This window comes from Flavobacterium poyangense (assembly GCF_011751075.1).
Taxonomy (GTDB): domain Bacteria; phylum Bacteroidota; class Bacteroidia; order Flavobacteriales; family Flavobacteriaceae; genus Flavobacterium; species Flavobacterium poyangense.
The window spans coordinates 164,229-186,581 of sequence record NZ_JAALLN010000005.1 but is presented as its reverse complement, the minus strand read 5'-3'; the positions used below and the strand labels follow the sequence as shown (position 1 = coordinate 186,581).

The 22,353-nt window shown below is 36.8% G+C and carries 11 protein-coding genes; 8 read left to right on the top strand and 3 right to left on the bottom strand.

The features are described 5' to 3' along the window. The first annotated feature begins 57 nt into the window (after positions 1-57). The 8 genes from amaB to G3A47_RS11445 all read left to right on the top strand — a co-directional run bounded on the left by amaB (position 58) and on the right by G3A47_RS11445 (position 17,854). Positions 58-1,611: an L-piperidine-6-carboxylate dehydrogenase gene (gene amaB, locus G3A47_RS11480; protein WP_166922383.1), complete on the top strand. Its 1,554-nt coding sequence runs from the start codon at positions 58-60 to the stop codon at positions 1,609-1,611. A gap of 34 nt (positions 1,612-1,645) precedes the next feature. Continuing rightward, positions 1,646-4,783: a SusC/RagA family TonB-linked outer membrane protein gene (locus tag G3A47_RS11475; protein WP_166922381.1), complete on the top strand. Its 3,138-nt coding sequence runs from the start codon at positions 1,646-1,648 to the stop codon at positions 4,781-4,783. A gap of 21 nt (positions 4,784-4,804) precedes the next feature. Next, complete coding sequence (locus G3A47_RS11470; protein ID WP_166922379.1) at positions 4,805-6,307, top strand: RagB/SusD family nutrient uptake outer membrane protein; 1,503 nt, start codon at positions 4,805-4,807, stop codon at positions 6,305-6,307. A 76-nt stretch (positions 6,308-6,383) separates the two neighbouring features. After that, the gene (locus G3A47_RS11465; protein WP_166922377.1) at positions 6,384-8,387 is read left to right on the top strand and encodes an MGH1-like glycoside hydrolase domain-containing protein; all 2,004 of its coding nucleotides are present in this window, start codon (positions 6,384-6,386) and stop codon (positions 8,385-8,387) included. 372 nt (positions 8,388-8,759) lie between these two features. Beyond that, positions 8,760-10,895 carry a beta-galactosidase gene (locus G3A47_RS11460; RefSeq protein ID WP_166922375.1) on the top strand — a complete coding sequence of 712 codons (2,136 nt, stop codon included), beginning with the start codon at positions 8,760-8,762 and terminating at the stop codon, positions 10,893-10,895. A 240-nt stretch (positions 10,896-11,135) separates the two neighbouring features. Continuing rightward, positions 11,136-13,436 (top strand): aminotransferase class III-fold pyridoxal phosphate-dependent enzyme, encoded by a 2,301-nt coding sequence (locus G3A47_RS11455; RefSeq protein ID WP_243860422.1) that lies wholly within the window; start codon positions 11,136-11,138, stop codon positions 13,434-13,436. A 58-nt stretch (positions 13,437-13,494) separates the two neighbouring features. Beyond that, complete coding sequence (locus G3A47_RS11450; RefSeq protein WP_166922373.1) at positions 13,495-16,446, top strand: FAD-binding and (Fe-S)-binding domain-containing protein; 2,952 nt, start codon at positions 13,495-13,497, stop codon at positions 16,444-16,446. A gap of 532 nt (positions 16,447-16,978) precedes the next feature. Further along, the gene (locus G3A47_RS11445) at positions 16,979-17,854 is read left to right on the top strand and encodes a bile acid:sodium symporter family protein (protein WP_166922371.1); all 876 of its coding nucleotides are present in this window, start codon (positions 16,979-16,981) and stop codon (positions 17,852-17,854) included. A gap of 463 nt (positions 17,855-18,317) precedes the next feature. On the opposite strand, the gene G3A47_RS11440 is transcribed toward G3A47_RS11445, so the two are convergent. The 3 genes from G3A47_RS11440 to G3A47_RS11430 all read right to left on the bottom strand — a co-directional run bounded on the left by G3A47_RS11440 (position 18,318) and on the right by G3A47_RS11430 (position 22,309). After that, positions 18,318-18,938 (bottom strand): response regulator, encoded by a 621-nt coding sequence (locus G3A47_RS11440; RefSeq protein WP_166922369.1) that lies wholly within the window; start codon positions 18,936-18,938, stop codon positions 18,318-18,320. Positions 18,939-18,985: 47 nt separating this feature from the next. Continuing rightward, positions 18,986-20,716 carry a tetratricopeptide repeat-containing sensor histidine kinase gene (locus G3A47_RS11435; protein WP_166922367.1) on the bottom strand — a complete coding sequence of 577 codons (1,731 nt, stop codon included), beginning with the start codon at positions 20,714-20,716 and terminating at the stop codon, positions 18,986-18,988. A gap of 495 nt (positions 20,717-21,211) precedes the next feature. After that, positions 21,212-22,309: a helix-turn-helix transcriptional regulator gene (locus G3A47_RS11430; protein ID WP_166922366.1), complete on the bottom strand. Its 1,098-nt coding sequence runs from the start codon at positions 22,307-22,309 to the stop codon at positions 21,212-21,214. Positions 22,310-22,353 lie beyond the last annotated feature (44 nt).

Sequence of the window (22,353 nt, the reverse complement as noted above, 5' to 3'; positions counted from 1 at the left end):
TAAAAGAAGATTTTATTCCACTCCTCTTTCTTTTAAATTATAAAGCACATACAAAACATGACATCAATAACATCGCAATTTGGCATGAATGAAGCTCTGGAAAAATTGGGCATCAAAGCAATAAACGAAGGAACATCTACAGGTTTGCAAAACTTTTCGTCAGGAGGTATTTTAGAAAGCTATTCTCCGGTTGACGGAAAATTAATTGCTTCTGTAAAAATGTCAACCGCTGCCGATTATGAAAAAGTAATGCAATCTGCAACAGAAGCTTTCAAAACATTTCGATTGATTCCGGCTCCGCAACGTGGCGAAATTGTACGTCAGTTTGGAGAAAAATTACGTGAGAACAAAGAAGCACTTGGTAAATTGGTTTCTTATGAAATGGGTAAGTCCCTTCAGGAAGGTTATGGTGAAGTACAGGAAATGATTGACATCTGCGATTTTGCGGTTGGATTATCACGTCAGCTTCACGGATTGACTATGCATTCTGAAAGACCGGGTCACCGTATGTATGAACAATATCATTCCTTAGGAATTGTAGGGATCATTTCTGCCTTTAATTTTCCGGTTGCCGTTTGGGCATGGAATACAGCACTAGCCTGGATCTCGGGTGATGTTTGTGTTTGGAAACCTTCAGAAAAAACACCTATTTGTAGTGTCGCCTGTCAAAACATCATGGCACAGGTTATTAAAGAAAATAATTTACCGGAAGGGATTTCCTGCCTGATCAATGGAGATTATAAAATTGGCGAGTTAATGACTGCCGATACTCGTATTCCATTAGTTTCTGCTACAGGTTCAACTCGTATGGGGAAAATTGTAGCACAAACCGTTGCAGGACGTTTAGGAAAATCATTACTGGAATTAGGAGGAAACAACGCGATTATCGTGACTCCTGATGCTGATATAAAAATGACTGTTATCGGTGCTGTTTTTGGTGCCGTTGGTACAGCCGGGCAACGTTGTACATCAACCAGAAGATTAATTATTCACGAAAGTATTTACGATAAAGTTAGAGATGCCTTAGTGGCTGCTTACAAACAATTGCGCATCGGTAATCCATTGGACGAGAACAATCACGTTGGACCACTAATTGACACCCATGCTGTCGAAATGTACACTCAGGCTTTACAGAAAGTAGTAGCTGAAGGAGGTACTGTTTTGGTAGAAGGTGGCGTACTTTCGGGAGAAGGCTACGAGAGCGGTTGTTATGTAAAACCTGCCATTGCCGAAGCGCAAAATTCGTTTGAAATTGTACAACACGAGACTTTTGCTCCGGTTTTATACTTACTAAAATACTCAGGCGACGTAGAGGATGCTATTGCGCTTCAGAATGGAGTTGCACAAGGCTTATCATCAGCTATTATGACTAATAATTTGCGTGAAGCCGAAAGATTTTTATCTGTAACAGGTTCTGACTGTGGTATTGCCAATGTCAATATCGGGACTTCGGGAGCTGAAATCGGAGGTGCTTTTGGTGGCGAAAAAGAAACCGGAGGCGGTCGCGAATCAGGATCTGATGCCTGGAAAATCTACATGAGACGTCAAACCAATACCATCAATTATACCACCAGCGTTCCACTGGCTCAGGGAATTAAATTTGACCTATAAATCATCAAAAAAAATTAACTAAAACCACTATCAAATGAAAAAACCAATTTTATTAAGTAGAGAAATAAGCTATATCGTCTTATTTCTATGCTTGTGGCTACCAGCTATCGGTTTTGCACAAGCGAATCAGGCGCAAAAAAGCGTTTCCGGTAAAATAACAGATAACAAAGGCAATACGCTTCCGGGCGTAAATGTAACCTTAGACGCCACTAACATCAGCACAAACAGTGATGAAAACGGAAAATTCACCTTACAAATTCCTTCAGATTTAAAAACACCGACTTTAACCTTCTCTTACATTGGTTTTACCGGTATAACAGTGCCTGCAAATACAAACAAAGAACTAAGTATTGTAATGCAGGAAGAAAACAATAAATTAGACGAAGTAGTGGTCATCGGTTACGGTACCATTAAAAAAGGTAATGTTACCGGAGCGATTTCTTCTGTAAAGAAAGAAAGTATCGAAACCAGAGGTACTAACAACGCCGCAGAAGCCCTGCAAGGTTTAGTAGCCGGGGTAAATGTTCAAAAAAGTGGAGGAACCGCCGGAGCGACCGTAAAGGTTAAAATTCGTGGTATCAATACTTTTGGAAGCACTGAACCGCTCTACATTATTGATGGTTTTCAGGGAGATATAGCCTCTGTAAATCCAACGAACATCGAATCGATGGAAGTTCTTAAAGATGGCGCTGCTGCTGCTATTTACGGATCTGTTGCTGCCAACGGAGTAATTATCGTGACTACTAAAGGCGGTCAGAAAGAAGGAATAAAAGTTGATTTTACTTCTTTTGTGAAAGGTACTTCAACGGCTAAAACACTTGATTTATTAGATGCTCAAGGTTATCAGACCGTACACAAAAGAATGTACGATGAGTACAATAAATATGCTAATACTCCTGTTGCTTTACCGGCTTATATTACAAAACCGGGACAATACAATACAGATTGGCAGGATCAGGTTTTCCGTTCGGGACTGGCTCAGAATTACGGTTTAGGTGTTCAAGGCCGTCAAGGAGTAGTGAAATTTGCACTTTATGGAAACTACTCTACCGAAAAAGGAATCGTTATTGATAATAACTTTGGACAACGAAATGCAAGTGCCAGAGTAAATTTCAAAAAATCAATCTTTGATGTTGATACCAAATTATCTTACCTTAATACTAAAAACGAACAGCCAAACTTTCAATTAAAAGAAGTTTATGCAATTTCGCCATTAGTACCTGTTTACGATTCAAATGAAACATACGGTTACGGTTTAACCAACAAAGACGGTCTGCCATTTAACACTAACCCGGTAGCAGACGAGCATTTTAGAAGCGGAGTTGTAAAAGCACAGGATTTAACGGCTAATATCTCGATAACGGCTAATCTGGCTCCTTGGTTAAAATTCAAAACAGCTTATTCTTATCATGAAATAAATACACAGCTTGAGGCTCACAATCCGCCTTTTATTGCCAACATACAAGCACCGGAAAAATATACAGTACACAGAGAAAGAAGAGCTTTCTGGGATGAGCAGATTTTCGAAAATACCCTTACAGTAGCAAAAACTTTTGGAGATCATTCTTTTGATTTACTTTTGGGTGCTACCATCAACCCTTCTTCTTCCAACTGGAACGATATTTTAGCAGAAGGAAAAACAATTGATCATACTGTAGAAAACGGGCAACTTGTCTCTACAGAACGTCCTTCAGGATTCTTGGATCCCGGATTCGAAACTATTGGAGCCGGAAAAGGCGGAACGTATTCTGCTGACGGATCTAAATACCAATACAACAGACTTTCTTATTACGGTCGTGTTAACTACTCGTACAAAGATCGTTATTTAGCTCAGGCAACTTTGCGTTATGACGGTTCATCAAAATTTGGAAAAGACAGCCGTTGGGGATCCTTCCCATCTGTTGCATTAGGTTGGAAAATTGATAAAGAAAATTTCTTCCCGGAAGATTTCTTTGTTTCTAAATTAAAATTACGTGCCAGCTGGGGACAATTGGGTAATGAAGCCGCTTTAGGTTACTATGCATCAAGTTCTTTAATTACTTCTGGAAATTATTTAAATTCGGGTTATGTACAAGGAACCGGAGGTAATCCATGGCCGGGAAGTATTGCCACAACATTGGAAAACAGAAAATTAAAATGGGAGACTACAGACTCTAAAAACATTGGTATTGATTACACCCTTAAAAACGGAAAAATTAGCGGTTCTATCAACTACTATCGCAACGTTACTAACGACTTGTTAATTACAAAAAGACTGGCTCCTTCAGCAGGAATCGATGATCCAATTCTTAACGTAGGTAAAGTAAGTAACAGCGGATTTGAATTCGAAATTAACTACAGCGAACAAAGTAATGAGTTCAAATACAACGTAGGTTTTAATTTGTCAACTCTTCGTAATAATGTTGAATCTCTTGCCAACGCTGATCAGGCGATCTACGGAGAAGGTCTTAAATTTAACGCCGAACACTTCCCTACTCAAGCGCGTGTTGGTACTCCGATCAGTGCCTTTTATTTGTACCGCACCGATGGAATTTTCCAATCTCAGGCTGAGGTAAACAGTTATACTAATAATGGCAATCTGATTCAGCCAAATGCGAAACCCGGAGATATCAGGTTTAAAGATTTAAACAATGATGGTGTAATTAATGAAAAAGACAAAGAATACACCGGTACAGGTTTACCAAAAGTAGAAGCCAATTTAACTTTAGGAGCCAGCTACAAAGGTTTTGATTTCAGTGCTTTAATTGGAAGTGGCTGGGGTAATAAACTGTACAACGGAAACCGCTATTTTTACGAATCTATGAGTTCAGGAACCAATATGCTGGCTTCTACTCTTAACTCCTGGACACCGGAAAACCGCAGCAACACGCCACGTGCCGTACTTGGAGATCCAAATGGAAACAGCAGAGAGTCAGATCGTTTTCTTGAAAGTGGAAATTTCGTTCGTATGCGTCAGTTACAAATCGGGTATTCTTTACCACAAGAATTGTTAGAAACTGCTAAAATAGATAAATTAAGATTTTACATCAGTGCTGAAAACTTATTTACCATCACTAAATATACCGGTACTGATCCTGAATTCTCAAGACGTGAACTATTAAATACCGGAGTAGACCGTTTTGTGTACCCGTTTACCAGATCATTCATTTTTGGTGTACAGTACGTATTTTAAGAAATTTATAAAGAAACAATCATGAAAAAGATATTCAAATTTTTTACTGTTTTAGGTTTACTAACAGTAACAGCATGTAGTAATGATTTCCTGGAACAACAATCACCGGATCAATTAAACTCTTCTACATTTTGGAGAAATAAAGCAGATGCAGAAGCGGGTCTTTCAGCTACTTATGCCTTCCTGGAAGCGTCAATCGACGAATACGCCTTCTCTGAAATTAAATGGCCAGTAGAAGCTTATCGCGAAGACATTTGCAAACTAGGAAGCGATGCCCTTAACTATCAAAGTTGGGTAGAACTTGCTGATTTTACCTACACCAATGGTAATACTCAGTTTACAAGCTATTGGAAATACAACTACCGTGGTATTAGTAATGCCAATCAGGTTATCACTAAAGTTGGTGAAATGTCCTCTTCCTCTATCAACGATGCAGACAGAAACCAAATTATTGCAGAAGCACGATTTCTAAGAGCTTATTACCATTTAAAATTAATTTTGAACTGGGAAAAAATTAAAATCAGAAACAAGTACATCACCGATCAGAATCAAATTAGCATTCCGATTTCTGAACGTGCAGAAGCATGGGATTTTATTATTGGCGAACTAAAAGCAGTTGCTGCCATCCTTCCGGCAACACAACCGGCAGAAAAAACAGGTCGTGCAACAAGTGGAGCAGCAAACAGCTATCTTGGTTTTGCTTATTTGACCAGAGCGTATGAAGAAACAGCACAAAAACAAACCTTTCTTACGGAATCACTTGCTGCTTTAAATAAAGTTCAGGGTTATGATCTTGTAAAGGATTATGTGAGTATGTTTAACGGAACAAATAAAAACTCTAAAGAGTCTATTTTTGAACTTCAGTTTACAGAGAACACTTCTAATGGTGCTTTCTATCGTACGGCATTACACTTCTGGATGGCTGCCAGCGAATTAGGAGGCTGGGATGAAATCCTGCCAACAACCATGTTGATGAACGAATTTAAAAAAGAAGGAAAAATTGCCACTACTGGAAATTACGACTCACGTTTATACGCTACTATTTTCTTCAAAGATCCTTATTTTAATGATGCTGCCAATCCAAGAATCTTTGGAGCTACCTATGATCAAAAATTTGGTACTTTAGACAAACCGGTTTTCCGCAAATACCTGCCTCCTACTCAGGAACAAATGGATACCGAGTTTTTAGGGCTTAACGTTCCTTTAATGCGTTATTCGAATGTTCTTTTGATGAAAGCAGAAGCCTTAAACGAATTACAACGTCCGGCTGAAGCAATCCCGTTTATCAATACAGTTCGTGAGCGTGCAGACATGCCAAACATGACCGGTACGACTTATGATGCTGTAAAAGCTCAAATTGAACACGAAAGAATCATTGAGTTTCCTTTAGAAAACTTCCGTTTTTACGATTTACGTCGTTGGGGGAAAACCAAAGCGGCTCTTGATGCTGTTGGACGCAACAATTTTGATGCTGCAAAAAATAACTTTTATCCTGTTCCTTTAACGGAAATACAAAATAATTAGACTTATTTTTACCCTGAAAGCATTACTAAAATCTTTCAGGGTAATTATTTCAAAAACACCAAATAACTTATATATCATGTACAAAAAAGAAGCATTTTATATTTTTTTGTTCTTTTTACTGATGCAGAGTACTTTTGCTCAAAATAAATACACCAACTTAGAAGCGAGCAAAAATAGTCTGGACTACAAAGGAGACCCAAAAAATGCAACCGATCGTAAAGCATTAGCCTTTTCTGATAAAGGAGCCTGGTTTGGATTTGGCTTTCTGGAACCCGCTGCAGCCCAAGGTGGATTCTCAGGCCCTTTTTTAATGACGGAGCAAAACGGAGTTTGGTTAAGTGCTTCTTTTATTTCTTTACACCTTCTTGACAACAAACAACAAGAGCTTATCGACTGGAAAACTGCTTTAAAAAATCAAAATAGTTACAACAGTCATTTAGAACAACAATTTCAAAACGATAACCTGGACGTTACACAAGAATTAGTGTTTGCATCCGGTCAATCAGCTATTCAAAAAACAACAATCAAAAATCGATCATCAAAAACAATTACTCTTACTCCGGTTTTTCATTCTACACTATATCTCGATAATCTAAAACTAAGTGCTGAAGAAAATGCAATCCAAATTGTTTCTTCAAAAAGTAATGCTATAGGACATATTCAGTTTCTTAACGAAAAAAACACCATTGAAATCACAAAAAATGGTTTTTCTGCAAAATCAGCTGAACTCACCTTAAAACCAAATGAAACTAAAGAAATCGTAGTTTCCCAAACCTATATTTTTCCACAATACGATTGGAAAAAAGAAAAGGAAAATTTATTAAAAATAAAATTCAATACCCTTTTAGAAAATACAAAACGCGAGAAAGAAAAACAACTGACTCAGTTAATTTCGAAAAAGAGACCACTATATAAAGGAGCCGATTATTCTGTTTTCCTTGCAAAACTAGTTCTAACTTTACAAAACAATACCCGAATTGCAGCCGAAGGATTAAAACATGAAGGTATATTTCCAAGTTATCATTACGAATGGTTTCATGGATTCTGGGCATGGGACAGCTGGAAACATGCCGCAGCGGCAGCCCACTTTGACTCCGAATTAGCCAAAAATCAAATGCGTGCTTTATTCGATTACCAAAAGCCAAATGGTTTTATTCCGGATTGTATTTACAGAGATACTTTAATCGAGCCTAATAATTACAGAAATACCAAATCTCCACTTGCTGCCTGGGCAGTTTGGGAAATTTACAAACAGACTAAGGACGCTAAATTTATCAAAGAATTTTATCCTAAATTAAAAAAATATCACGCTTGGTGGTACAAAGAACGCGATCATGATCAGGATGGAATTTGTGAATTTGGCTCTACAGACGGTACTTTAATTGCCGGGAAGTGGGAAAGCGGTATGGACAATGCCGTACGATTTGACAACAGTAAAATATTAAAAAACGGCGAAAATGCCTATTCTATCGATCAGGAAAGTGTTGATTTAAACTCTTTTTTATACGCCGAAAAAAACTATTTGGCTCTGATGGCTAAAGTTTTAAAATTGGCAGACGAAGAGAAAAACTGGAAATCGGAAAGCGATAAATTAAAAACTCAGATTCAAACTCAATTTTGGGATGCCAGCTCAGGCTGGTTTTATGACACCACAATCGATGGAAAGAATTTTGTGAAAGATATGGGCTGTGAAGGCTATTTACCTCTTTGGGTACAAGCAGCAACCAACGAACAGGCAAAAGCTATAAAAAACAACTTATTAGACCCCCTATCTTTCAATACTTTTGTTCCGTTACCGACTTTAGCTGCAAATCATCCTAAATTCAAACCCGACAATGGGTACTGGAGAGGTCCAAACTGGCTCGATCAAAGTTACTTTGGAATTGATGGATTACTAAAATATGGATATGTGAACGAAGCCAATCAACTTTCGGATAAACTTATTCACAATGCAGAAGGCGCTTTCGAAAAAGGAAAATCAATTCGTGAGAATTACCACCCATTGACGGGGAAAGGATTAGAATCAGAAAATTTCAGCTGGTCTGCGGCACATTACTTACTTTTACTTTTAGACGAATAAGGTATAAAGAACATGCGGAATGGGACGCGGATTGCGCGGATTCGCTATTGCGAAGACGCGGAAAAAAAACGGATTTTTTTTTATACTGGATGTTTTTATTGGTGCGGTTAAAATTTTTTACAAATAAAAATTGAAACTAAGCAATACTAGCTATTCAAAAGTACTTGTATGATTTTATAGAATGTATCTCAGATAAAAACACTTTTTAAGCTTAATCTGTTTCTATCTTAGTCTGAAATTCAGTCACAATAAAAAATTGAAGTAAAAAATAATAATAAAATCCGCGTCCATCCGCGTCTTCGCGATAGCGAATCAGTATCATCCGCGTCCAAAACACGACAACAATATAAAATTGATAAAACCAATTAAGAAATGAATCATTACAGTTCGAAATTAACTACGTTTATAGCATCAATAGTACTGCTATCGGGAGGTTGCTCAACTTCCTTATTCGCGCAGGAAAAGAAAACTCCGGTGACAGAAAAAGCAGACCCAAAACGCTTTTTTACCAAATCTGATTTAATGCAGATCGGAGTTTATTATTATCCCGAACAATGGCCAAGGGAACAATGGGAACGCGATTTAAAAAACATTAAAAAATTAGGTTTTGAATTTACCCATTTTGCCGAATTTGCCTGGACTTATATGGAACCTGAAGAAGGTAAATATGATTTTAAATGGCTTGACGATGCTTTGGCAATAGCCGAAAAACAAGGTTTAAAAGTGATCCTTTGCACCCCAACCCCAACCCCACCGGCATGGATGGGTGACAAATATCCTGAGATCTATCTGACCGATGCAAATGGTCGTCGCAGAGAACACGGTAATAGAGCCAATGTATCTGTAACCAACGAAAAATACCGCGAATTTACCGATCAGATTGTAGCTGAATTGGGAAAACGTTATGGTAAAAACAAAAATATCATGGGTTGGCAAATCGATAATGAGCCTTTGGCTACAGCCGATTTTAGTCCTTCCGCCCGCAAAGCTTTTCAAATTTGGTTAAAAGCAAAATATGGTACGATCGAAAAATTAAATACAGAATGGGTTGGTAGTTTTTGGAGTACACGCTATTCGAACTTCGAACAAATCGTTTTACCGAATGCCGAAATTTATTTTGAAGACAAACTAAGTCCGCATGCGGTTTTAGACTTCAAACGATTTACTTCAGATGCACAAGCCAATTATCTAAACAGACAAGCTGAAATATTGCGCAAATATGTTGATCCGAAACAATGGATCACCACAAACTTTACCAATGTAATTTATGATGCTGATCCTCGCAGTGCCAACAAAATGGACTTCGTTACCTACACCATGTATCCTGTAAGCGGGCAAAATCAGCTCGGTGGTCAAAATTTCAGAATGGGTAATCCTAGTAAAATTTATGAAGCAAACGATTATTATCGTTCTATAAATGGTGTTACAGGGGTTATGGAGCTGCAACCGGGACAAGTAAACTGGGCCGGTATCAATCCGCAATTATTGCCGGGAACGGTGCACATGTGGCTTTCTCAGGCATTTGGTGGTAACTGCTCCTTTACTTGTACGTACCGATACAGACATCCGCTGGGAAGCAGTGAAATGTATCACGATGGTATAGTGGGAACAGATGGTGTCACACTTACTCAAGGAGGAAAAGAATTTGTTGAGTCGATACAGGATATGAAACTCTTGCGCAAGGAATACGATCCTAAAGCGGTACAACCTCAAAATCTGGCAAAAAGAAAAACAGGTTTTTTATGGAGCCATGACAATCTTTGGGATTTAGAAAACCAAAAACAAACCAAATACTGGAATACCTGGAAACATAGAAATACATACACAGCCGCTATAAAATCAACCGGAGCTCCGATGGATTTTATTACCGAAGAGGACAATTTTGACAACTATCCGGTGATTGTTGCACCGGCTTATCAGCTAGTAGACCAAAAGTTAGTTGCTAAATGGCAAAAATATGTTGAAAACGGGGGCCACCTAATCTTATCTTGTCGTACAGGGCAAAAAGACAGAAACGGACATTTTTTTGAAGCCAACTGGAATGCCCCTATCGTACCGTTAATAGGTGCTGACGTGGATTTCTTTGATATGCTGGTTACGGACGTAAATGGAGCAATAAAAGCAGGAAACACCACTTTTCAATGGAATACCTGGGCTGATGTGCTTACACCAAAACAAGGGACAGAAGTTTTAGCAACCTATGATGATCAATTTTATAAAGGAAAAGCAGCGGTCGTAACAAGAAAACTGGGTAAAGGAACCATAACCTACATTGGTGTTGAAAGCAATGATGGAAACTTAGAAAGAGAAATTGTCCGCAACGTATATTCCCGTGCCAATATCGCGATCGAGAATTTGCCAAAAGGTGTTTTTATTGAATGGAGAGACGGTTTTTATGTAGGTGTAAATTATACCAACGAAGCTGTTACTTTACCTATTCCGCAAGGTAGTAAAATACTCGTTGGTCAAAACCCGTTACAACCGGCACAAGCGGTAATTTGGAAATAAACCCGTTTAGTCTGAACTAACAAGTTAGAGTCAACACAGTTAAAAAAAATGCCACTGATTGCACAGATTCCCACAGATTAAATCTTTTTAATCCTTTAATCTGTGGCAAAAAAAACTAAAGTGTGTGCTTATTATTACTTGCGGGACCAATAAAAAGAAATATAAAAATAAACTTGTTGGGTGTAAATGATAAAAATTATATTTTACACATACACCCAATGCGTTAAAATAAATACTAAAATGATGACTTTTTCAGAAGCAGCTATTCAAACCTTAGTAAAGGAACATTACGGATTAAACGTTAGTGTAAAATCATTAAATGGATATGATGAATTAAATTTTCTACTGTCTAATGATCAAAATGAAAAATACATTCTAAAAATATCCAACGAAAGTCATTCCTTTCCCTTTTTGGAAGCTCAGGTCAAAATTATCAGACATTTGTCTAAAAGTAATATAGCGCCTCTGTTTCAACATTTTTCCCTCAATAAAGATGGAGAAGAACTGACCAGAATTGAAAAAGATTCTAAAATCTATTACCTGAGAATTTTAAATTTTCTGGAAGGCACTTTTTGGGTTGAAAAGGAGAACAAATCAAATCAGTTATTTTCTAATTTAGGTTCCTTCTTAGGGAGCATGGATAAAGCGCTTCAGGATTTTTCACACCCGGCAATGCATCGCAGTTATATCTGGGATATCAGTCGTGCCAGTGAAGCAAATGATAGTCTAAAATACATTTTAAATCACGAAAAAAGACGTATCGCTTCTTATTTCTTGCTACAGTTTGATACCGAAGTTGCTCCTAAAATACATCAGTTACGTCATGCCTACATTCACAATGATGCCAATGATTACAATGTACTTGTACAGAACGATCAGATAAGCGGGCTAATTGATTTTGGAGATATGGTTTTTACCGCTCTGATCAACAATCTTGCGATCGCCTGTACTTATGCTATGCTGGATCAAAAAGATCCATTGGCATGCGCTGCTTTAATTGTGGAAGGCTATCATAAAGCATACGCCCTTACGGAAACAGAAACCGATTTATTGTATTATTTAATAGCCGGAAGACTTTGCATCAGCGTTACACAATCTGCCTATAATGCCTCTTTGGACAGTAACAATGAACATCATTTTATTACCGAAAGACCGGCTTGGGATTTACTGTATCAGCTCATCAAAATTAACCCGATCAAAGCACAGGACACTTTTAGAAAAGCTTGTGGTTTTGAAGGTAGTATTAAAGAAAATGATTATAGCGATCTCTTAAAGGCACGTCAGGAAAATATTGGTCGCAATTTGAGTATTGGCTACAAAGACAAACTAAAAATTGTAAAAGGAGCCTTGCAATACCTTTATGATGATCAGGGAAGAACTTTTGTTGATTGTGTAAATAACCCTTCACACGTAGGACACTGTCACCCAGTAGTTGTTCGAAGAATGCAAAAACAAATTGCTACTTTAAATACCAATACCCGCTATTTAAATGATACTATTATAGAATATGCAGCAAAGCTTACAGCAACCTTACCTCCTGCTCTAAGTGTTTGTTATTTTGTGAATTCCGGCAGTGAAGCCAATGACCTTGCGATTCGTATGAGTCGTCATTACACCAAACAGAAAGACCTGATTGTTTTAGATCATGCCTATCACGGAACTTCTACTGTTGCTATGGAAATGAGCCCTTACAAATTTGACAGTAAAGGCGGTTCTGGCCAAATGCCATGGATCCATAAAGCTATTAATCCCGATTTATACCGTGGTCCATATCAATACGGAGATGCAAATGCAGGTGAGAAATATGCAGCCGATGTACAACGCATTATTGAAGATTTAAAAACCCAAGGGAAAGCTCCGGCTGTTTTTATTTGCGAAACTCTTTTAGGTGTTGGGGGGCAGATTCCGCTTCCTGAAAACTATTTAAAAACAGTTTATCAATCTGTCAGAGCAGCGGGAGGCGTTTGTATTGCTGATGAGGTTCAGGTTGGTTTTGGACGAATTGGTGACCATTTTTGGGGTTTTGAACTACAGGATGTAGTTCCCGATATTGTTGTCTTGGGAAAACCAATAGGAAACGGTCATCCTCTGGCAGCCGTAATTGTTACCAACGAAATTGCTGATGCCTTTAACAATGGTCTGGAATACTTTAACACCTTTGGCGGTAATCCTGTATCTATGACAGCAGGTTTGGCAGTTTTAGATGTTATTCAGGAAGAAGAAATGCAACAACATGCTCTGGAGGTCGGAAATCATCTAATGAATGGCCTGAGAGAACTAATGGCTAAATATCCGATTATCAGCGATGTTCGAGGTCATGGTTTGTTTATTGGTGCAGAAATGGTAAAAGACAGAACTACAATGGAACCTGCACTTGCTGAAATTGACAGTATAGTTGAAAAAATGAAAGAAAAAGGATATTTGTTAAGTACAGATGGCCCTTTACATAATGTTTTAAAAATAAAACCACCGATGCCTTTTAACAAACAAAATGCAGATGAAATGGTAGCTTTATTAGATCAGGCATTAAGCGAATTATAGAACTCTTTTTCTAGAAATATAGCTACAGTATACCTGATAAAAATTGATTTTGTTATAAATGAAAAATACTATTGCCCTTTCAAAGAGCCCCATCAATCTTGAAAGTTTAGAAAAACAATTAGAAGGTAAACTATTCTACGATCATACTATGCGTTTGTTGTATGCTACAGATGCAAGTGCTTATAAAGAAATGCCGTTGGCTGTTGCCATTCCTAAAACAAAAGAAGACATTCAGAAAATCATTGCTTTCGCCCGTGAAAACAACAACAGTGTGATTCCGCGTGCGGCCGGGACTTCACTCGCAGGTCAGGTGGTGGGTAACGGAATTGTTGTAGACATCTCACAGGAATTCACCAAAATTATTGCTGTAGATGAAATCAATAAAACAGCATGGGTAGAACCGGGAGTAATTCGCGATGAACTTAACCTTCACCTAAAACCGTATAAACTTTTTTTTGGTCCTGAGACTTCTACCAGCAACCGCTGCATGATTGGCGGTATGGTAGGAAACAATGCTTGTGGTGCCAGATCGGTTGTATACGGTTCTACAAGAGAACATCTTTTAGAAATAAAAGGCTTTTTGGCTGATGGAAACGAAGTAACATTCAAAGAACTAACCAACACAGAATTTGAAAATAAATGCAACGGAATTGATACTGTAAGTTCGCTGGAACAATCTATTTATCTTCAGATTAAAGAATTATTATCTTCTGAAGCTAATCGCAATTTATTCGATAAAAAATTTCCTAAAAAATCAATTCCAAGGAGAAATACGGGTTATGCATTGGATTTATTAGCTGATAGTTTGCCGTTTACAACTTCTGATGAGAAATTTAATTTCTGCAAATTAATTGCCGGATCAGAAGGAACTTTATTTTTTGCTACCGCAATAAAACTAAACCTGGTTCCTGCTTTAAAGCCTTTTGCAGCCTTGGTTTGTATCCATTTCGATAGTCTTAATGACTCTCTAAAAGCCAATCTGGAAGCGCTAAAATTTAATCCCGATAGTGTTGAACTTATTGACCACTACATCTTAGAATGCACAAAGGAAAATTTAGAACAAAGTAAAAATCGCTTTTTTGTAAAAGGAGATCCTCAGGCCATACTGGTAGTTGAATTTTTAAGAGATACACAAGAAGAAATAGATCGTATAGCACAAGAAATGGAAGCTTTAATGCGTTCTAAAAACCTCGGCTACCATTTTCCGATTGTTTATGGTGAAGAAACCAACAAAGTATGGAACTTACGAAAAGCCGGACTTGGCTTACTGTCAAATATTCCGGGAGATGCCAAAGCAGTTGCGGTTATTGAAGATACGGCGGTAGATGTAAATGATTTGCCGGAATTTATAGAAGAATTCAATGCCATACTCAAGCAACGCAATTTAAGCTGTGTACATTATGCACACGCGGCAACAGGAGAATTACACCTTCGCCCTATTCTCAATTTAAAAACAAAAGAAGGCACGGCTCTTTTTAGAACCATAGCCACAGATATTGCGCATTTAGTTAAAAAATATAAAGGATCACTTAGCGGCGAACATGGTGACGGAAGACTGCGTGGTGAATTTATTCCCCTAATGCTTGGAGAAGAAATCTACCAACTGTTTGTACAGCTCAAAAATACCTGGGATCCGTGGAATGTTTTTAATCCGGGCAAAATTGTGAACACGCCTCCAATGGACACTAATTTAAGGTATACTCCGGGGCAGGATACTCCGATGCCGGAAACGTACTTTGATTTCTCAGAGCATAACGGAATCCTAAGAGCAGCCGAAATGTGTAATGGTTCCGGAGATTGTAGAAAAACCGAGAAAACCGGTGGTACTATGTGTCCGAGTTATATGGCTACCCGAGACGAAAAACACACCACCCGTGCCAGAGCCAACATACTGAGAGAAACGATCACTAATTCAACAAAAGAAAACAAATTTGATGCGGAGGAGCTTCTTGAAGTACTCGATTTGTGTTTAAGCTGCAAAGGCTGTAAATCTGAATGCCCTTCTAATGTTGATATGGCCAAGCTAAAAGCGGAAACCTTACAGCAAAACTATGATGCAAATGGGGTCAAATTCCGTTCAAAGCTGATTGGAAACACTCCAAAAATAAATGCTCTTTTTGCTTCTATTCCGTGGGTTTATAATTTATCGACTAAAGGTTTTCTGGGAAAGATTGTCAAAAGTTCAACCGGATTTGCTGTTGAAAGAAAGCTTCCGCAAATGCATCGAATCACTTTCGCAAAATGGATTAAAACATACCTTCAAAAAGGAAACTTTATTCACGGTAAAGTCTATTTATACAATGATGAATTTCTAAACTATTATGATGTCGAAATTGGGCAAACAGCAGTTCAATTACTCAACCGTTTAGGATATGAAGTTGTGATTCCTGAAATCGGCATGAGCGGCAGAACCTATTTATCAAAAGGAATGCTAAAAGAAGCTCGTGCAATTGCGGAAAAAAACACAATGGCTTTTGCAGAAGCAATTCCTAATGATGCGATTCTAATCGGAATAGAACCATCTGCTATATTATCCTTCCGCGATGAATATCCGGATTTATGTCGTGGAGCACTCAAAGAAAAAGCCAAAGCATTTGCAGGCAGAACCTTGCTTATTGAAGAGTTTTTGGCTCAGGAATTAGACAAAGAACATATATCCTCTGATAGTTTCACAAACAAAGAAGAACGAGTACGTATGCATGGTCATTGCTTTCAAAAAGCCTTGTCATCCTTAGTGCCCTTGAAAAAAATTCTAATGCTTCCCAAAAACTATACGGTACTCAATATTCCGAGTGGTTGTTGTGGTATGGCGGGCTCTTTTGGTTATGAAAAAGAGCATTATGCTATCTCAATGAAAATTGGAGAACTTGTTTTATTTCCCTCTATTCGCTCCGAAAAGGAAGCTACTTTAATTTCGGCATCAGGAACCAGTTGCAGGCATCAAATCGCGGACGGTACCAACCGAAAAGCGCAACATCCTGTTAGTATATTGTATAATGCTCTAAAATAGTATAACTCATTAGCAACAAATACTTAAAACAAATAAAAAACATACAGAAAAGATGTTTCACTTCCTCCGTATAACACAATAATCGCAGATTATGAATTGCCTCCTGCTTTAGCTGGAGACAATTTTAGCAAAAAACAAAGGCTTTAGCCGAACTTCTTTAAACGTTCGGCTAAAGCCTCTTTCTATCATAGAACTATTCTTTACCTCCAGCTAAAGCAGGAGGCAATTAATATAATCCCTAAAACTTTTGAATGTTGCCTTACATTTCTTTTTGTCACAATATTATCTTTTGATGCAAAAAGAAATCATATTGACTATCTACAAAGATTGGAAACTTTCTTTTCGGGGTCTCTAATAATCTTTTTCTGTACATCAAACTAACACTTATTAAATACTACTGCCCGTTTGTTAAAATACAAGTTGTATTTTAGAACTAGGTATTAACTTTGAATAAATGTTTTTATAAAAATTACAGATTTTACTTTAGTAATCTGAAAGAGATTATTAATCAAAAAAAATTACTTCTTAATTTATGACCCTAACGACCTTAATCACCAACGTACTACTTCCAATCGCACTTGCCATTATTATGTTTGGTTTAGGGCTTTCTCTCACTACAAAAGATTTTAGCAGAATACTACAATACCCCAAGAGTATAATATTGGGACTTTTATGTCAAGTAATTATATTGCCACTTATCGCTGTTATCATTTGCATTTTATTTGACCTCAATCCAACCTTGGCTTTAGGCGTGATGATTTTGGCTGCCAGTCCCGGTGGGCCTACTGCAAACCTGTACTCCCATTTTGCTAAAGGCAATGTTGCTTTAAACATTACACTCACCGCCACTAACAGTATTTTTGCGATTTTTAGTCTGCCTCTGATTGTGAATTTGGCTTCGCAATATTTCTCTCCTGATGAAGCAAGTATTGGTCTGCAGTTTGGCAAATGTTTGCAAGTTTTTACTTTGGTACTTCTCCCTGTTGTCTTGGGTATGATTGTTAATAAACGAAATACCAATTTCTCTAAAAACGCAGAAAGACCCGTAAAGATTTTTTCATTCCTGGTACTATTGGTCATTATTGTTGTTGCTATTATTGAAGAGAAAAATAGTTTAGCCACTACTATTGCTGAAGTCGGTCTGCCCATCCTTGTCTTTAATATTGCCAGTCTTGGTATTGGGTATGCACTGCCATCTGTACTAAAAGTACCACGAGCCGAGTCAATCGCTATTGCTATGGAAGTAGGGATTCATAACGGAACCCTTGCTATTTATATTGCTATGACACTTTTAGGATCTAAAGCTCTCGCATTACCTGCCGCTCTCTACAGCATTTTAATGTTTTTCACAGCGGGGATTTTCAGTGTAATCCTTTTGAGATCAGGCAAAAAGGAAGAACTACCATAAATTCTATTTTTTGCCGCTAATTGCACAAATTTTCACAAATTGCTTTATTTTTTACTCAAGCTAATTATTTAATAACAACTATCAATCAAAAAAAAATCTTTTAAATCTGCGAAATCTGTGGCAGTTTTTTTCGCAATCTTCACCTTTCGGATAATTTCTTAAGCTTCAGAGAAGCGACGATTTATGGCAAATATTTTCAACACAACGGGAGCTTCGGAGGAGAGACATGCAAATCGGATATGCCGCTCCTCCGGAGTTTAACATCATTATTTCAAATTCTATCTATAAATATAACGCCCCTCCGGGGCTATCATTTTATCATAAAAAAGCTCGAATTTTATTCCGACCAGATTGTTTAATAACAACTATAAATCAAAAAAAAAATCTCTTAAATCAGTGAAATCTGTGGCAGTTTTTTTTCGCAATCTTTTCCTTTCAATGCCAGTAGAAATTGTATTGCCTCTTAGTTTATATGCCCCAACTTTGATGCTTCTCGTACCATTCCGGCAACATTACTTACATCGAGTTTATTAAAGATATTTTTTCTATGATTTTCGATTGTATTTACTGAAAGTCTTAGCTCATTTGCAATATCCGAAGTCGTAAATTCACGAATAATAAGCTGCATAATGGTGAGTTCTTTTGCTGTAAGCGTCATGGTGGTATTTGGCCTGTTCTGTTTGGATAAAAAAGAGTAATCCTCAGGCAAATAAATCCCTCCATTGGACACTATTTTTATAGCTCCTAATAAAGTATCAATATCCTGGTTTTTGTTTACATATCCTCTAACACCCATCGCCAGCAGGTTTTCTACCAAAATCGGGCTCGAAAGTGATGTAAATGCAATAACTTTTAAATCCGGATGATTCTTAGCGAGGAATTCATAAACTTCCAGTCCCTGTACATCATTTGCAATTAAATCAACAATAACAAGATCTAATGCAGGATGTTGTAAAATTTTTAAATAAAGTTCTTCTTTATCTTTAGCATAAAAATGAACTTCTAAATCTTTTTGTTTTATAAAATAACTGTTAAGACCGTCACATACTATAGGATGATCTTCAAAAAAGGCAATGTGTAGCATGATACAAATTAGCGGTTTATTAATTGTTAAGTTAATAGTGGTTTTCCCTATTTTGGTAAGATAATTAGGAAGGTACAACCTCCCGATTCATTATTAAAAACATCAAGAGCTCCTTTATTTTTAAGCATTAACTCCTGACAGAAATACAGTCCGATTCCAAATCCGGATTCCAGACTTGTTCCTACTCCCGGGTTTATGCTTTGTTTGAACAGTTTTTGCAATTTATTCTGTTCCATTCCTTTGCCCGAATCTTTTACTCTGATTTCATTATTCTCAAATTCAATACTAATAGTACTATTTTCGTAGCTAAACTTAATAGCATTATTGATAATATTTCGCAAGACAATACTCAAAACCATTGGATTAAAAACGATAATTGTTTTCTTTGAAATATAATTTAAAATCTTGATGTTTTTTGCCTCTGACTGTTTTAATAATTCCTTAAGTGTCATCGTAACATGGTTGTACAATCTAATTTCATTTTCTCTAGAAACCGTTGCTACCAATTCCATTTTTGCCCAGTCTAGCAAACTGTTAAGCATCCCGTCTGATTGTTCTAACTGCTGGCTGATTGCCTGGATGTAAGGGGATACAAATTTGTTCTCGTTGCTCACAATTTCATCTTTATCCAGTAAAATTCGCAAAGTAGTTATCGGCTCTTTAAAGTCATGAGAAATCACAGTAAAAATCTTTTGGTGAAGCAGATTAAGACGTTTTAAATCCTTGTTTTTGGCTTCAATCTCTTCCTTTTGGATTTTTAAAGCTGCATTCGTTTTGGCTTGTTTTTTAGTCAAAACAAAAACCACATAAAGCAATATCGTTAACAAAACAATCCCAAAAATCAAGGCGACAAGAGCTGTTTTCTGTTGCTTTAACTTCTCCTCTTTCGCCTTATTTAATCTTTTCAAACTGGCATTCTGCTGTTCTCTGAATTTGGCTTTATTGGCAATCTCAAAAGAGTCAATTCTAATGTTTCTTCTCTTGGTATCTTCTAATCCAACTAAGTGGTCTAATTTTTCAAATGTTTTATGAGCCCCTTCAAATTCGCCATGTTCTACAAGGATTTCTCTCAGTGTTCGCAAAGCATTAATTTTATTCTCCGGCGCATCGCAACTGTCTGCAATTTTAATACTCTTTTTAATTACTTCTTTAGCCTTATCCAGTTGATTTTCTCTACTGTAAATGCGTGCTGTTTTTACATAAACTTCCGACAGTTTACAATAATCATACTTTTTTGCCGCTTCTTCAGCCAGCAAAAATTCTTTCATACTCTTCTTGTGTTCGTAATTTAAATAGTAGTAATATCCTGTAATTAAATGTGCTATCATATAACTACTGGATTTTTCAGGAAGTTGATCTTTGCACAAAAGTGCATAATTGAAGGCTTTCTTATACTCTTTTTTGGTGAAATAAATATCGGCCAAAATATACAAACATCTATAATACAATCTTTTAGATTCCTTTCCCTCTCCTCCAAGTAAAATTGCTTTTTTTAGAATAACTAAGGCCTCATCCGGTTTTCCTATAATTTTATAATAATTTCCCTGAGAGAATAGCCCAAACTGATGCTCAAACGGAGTCAAATTGCTTTTTGCCAAAAACTTTTCAATGGCATACCCAATACTGTCTAATTGATTCTTAGTATCGTACTGACTTAAACTGGCATTAAATTCCTTAATTTCGGGAGTTATTTCTTGTGAATGCCCTTTTAGAGCGCACAACAATAAAAAAAGCCCCAGATATTTCATAAAATTATCAATCGTATTATTCAAAAACATAAAAAACAGTTAATCGGAATTGTTATATTTAAATTTAATTGCAAACTGTTTTTACATAATTCCAATTAAAAACAGCTAAGTCTTTTTATCGTGAAGAAAATACTAATATATCTTCTTAAAATGAAACAATATGTTTCCTTTTTCTACTATAAAACAGCAATAAAAACCAAAATCATTTTTAAAATTTCAAAGCCGTTCTACTCTAATTCAACAGGAGCTAAGAAACTAAAAAACAGCATTATCAATAGTAAGATTTGTTTGTTTTCTTCTCCTGAAGCGTTTTATTTCGAACGCAAAATTAGAGGGAAAAGAAAAAAGCGAATAGTCAATTCGGACATATTTATAATCCCGAAAAACCAAATGCCATCTCCTAATAAAAAAAACAAACTCACAAAATCATTTTATTAATTCAAGTGATTAAAAATCAAAAACTTAACAACTACCCCAAGAAAAAATAAACAAAAAATAAAAATACACTACAATTTGACAAATCCCTTACAAAAAAGAAAAAAACAGCAGAAAACCATTTGCAGCAAGCAAAAAACGCACTTCTGATGGAAGTTTGCCAAAGCGTTTCTTAAAACTGGAAGCAAATCGACCGGCAGAATCATAGCCGGTAACATTTGCTATAATCTGAATATGAATATTCGATTTTTTCATTAATTGCATCGCCAGGAGCATATTTTTTTCTTTATGGTATTGCAACATTGAAAACCCAAAAACGGCTTTAAAATTTGCTTTGAGCTTAGTTGGAGAAGTGTTCACTTCTTTTGCAATGGCCTCAATACCAATAAAAGGAAGATGCAAATTATGCAAAATCATCTTTTCGGCTTTGGCAACATTGTAATAATCTAAATTACTCAGCGAGATATTATCTAAAATTCTATTGTCTTCAAAGGAATTAGCAAAAAACTCCGCCATTAGTTTCATGGATTCTTTTTTAAGCATCAGGCAATCTGATGGTTCTTCTCTATCCATTTTCAGGATATTCCGTATCGTTTTTCCTAAGTCATGTGCTTTAGGCGCAATATCCAACCAGGTATAAGAACCTTTCTGTCCGTTTAAAAACTTCATTATCGCTTTTCTTTGCGGAAAATTTTTGGAAGTAAAATTCCTTTCCGCCCACTCTTTGCTAATGGCGAAACTAAAAAAATTACCGTTTGTACCTTTATAAAAATAAGTGGCAACCTCGGTATTCGGCTTACTAAAAGTCCAGCACGTACTAAGAAGCGTTATCTCTTTTGAATCTTTAAATGGAAACTTATACTTAAAAACAGAAAATGTCAGCAAATAATAATCGCTTGGCTGATTTCTGTCATAAGTTGATTTGGCTACTATATTCTCGCGCACCTCCATTTCTGTTCCTAAAATCCAAAAGCCTTCCTCGATTTTGCGATACCGCATGATTGCTTTATAAAGAGGAGTATTCAGATCGATGTATTGCTTTGAAGCGGCATGATTGGTAACAGGCAATTTTATGATACTCTCGAGCATCATTTGTGGAGAATTAGACAAGTATGGGAATTCAAAAAAACTATCCTTAAGTAGAAAAAGATATTTTTGAATATGTTTAGGCCAATTATCTGCGATCATAAAAATGCTTTAATTAAAAAGTAAGTTCAATCCTCGCATCAGCC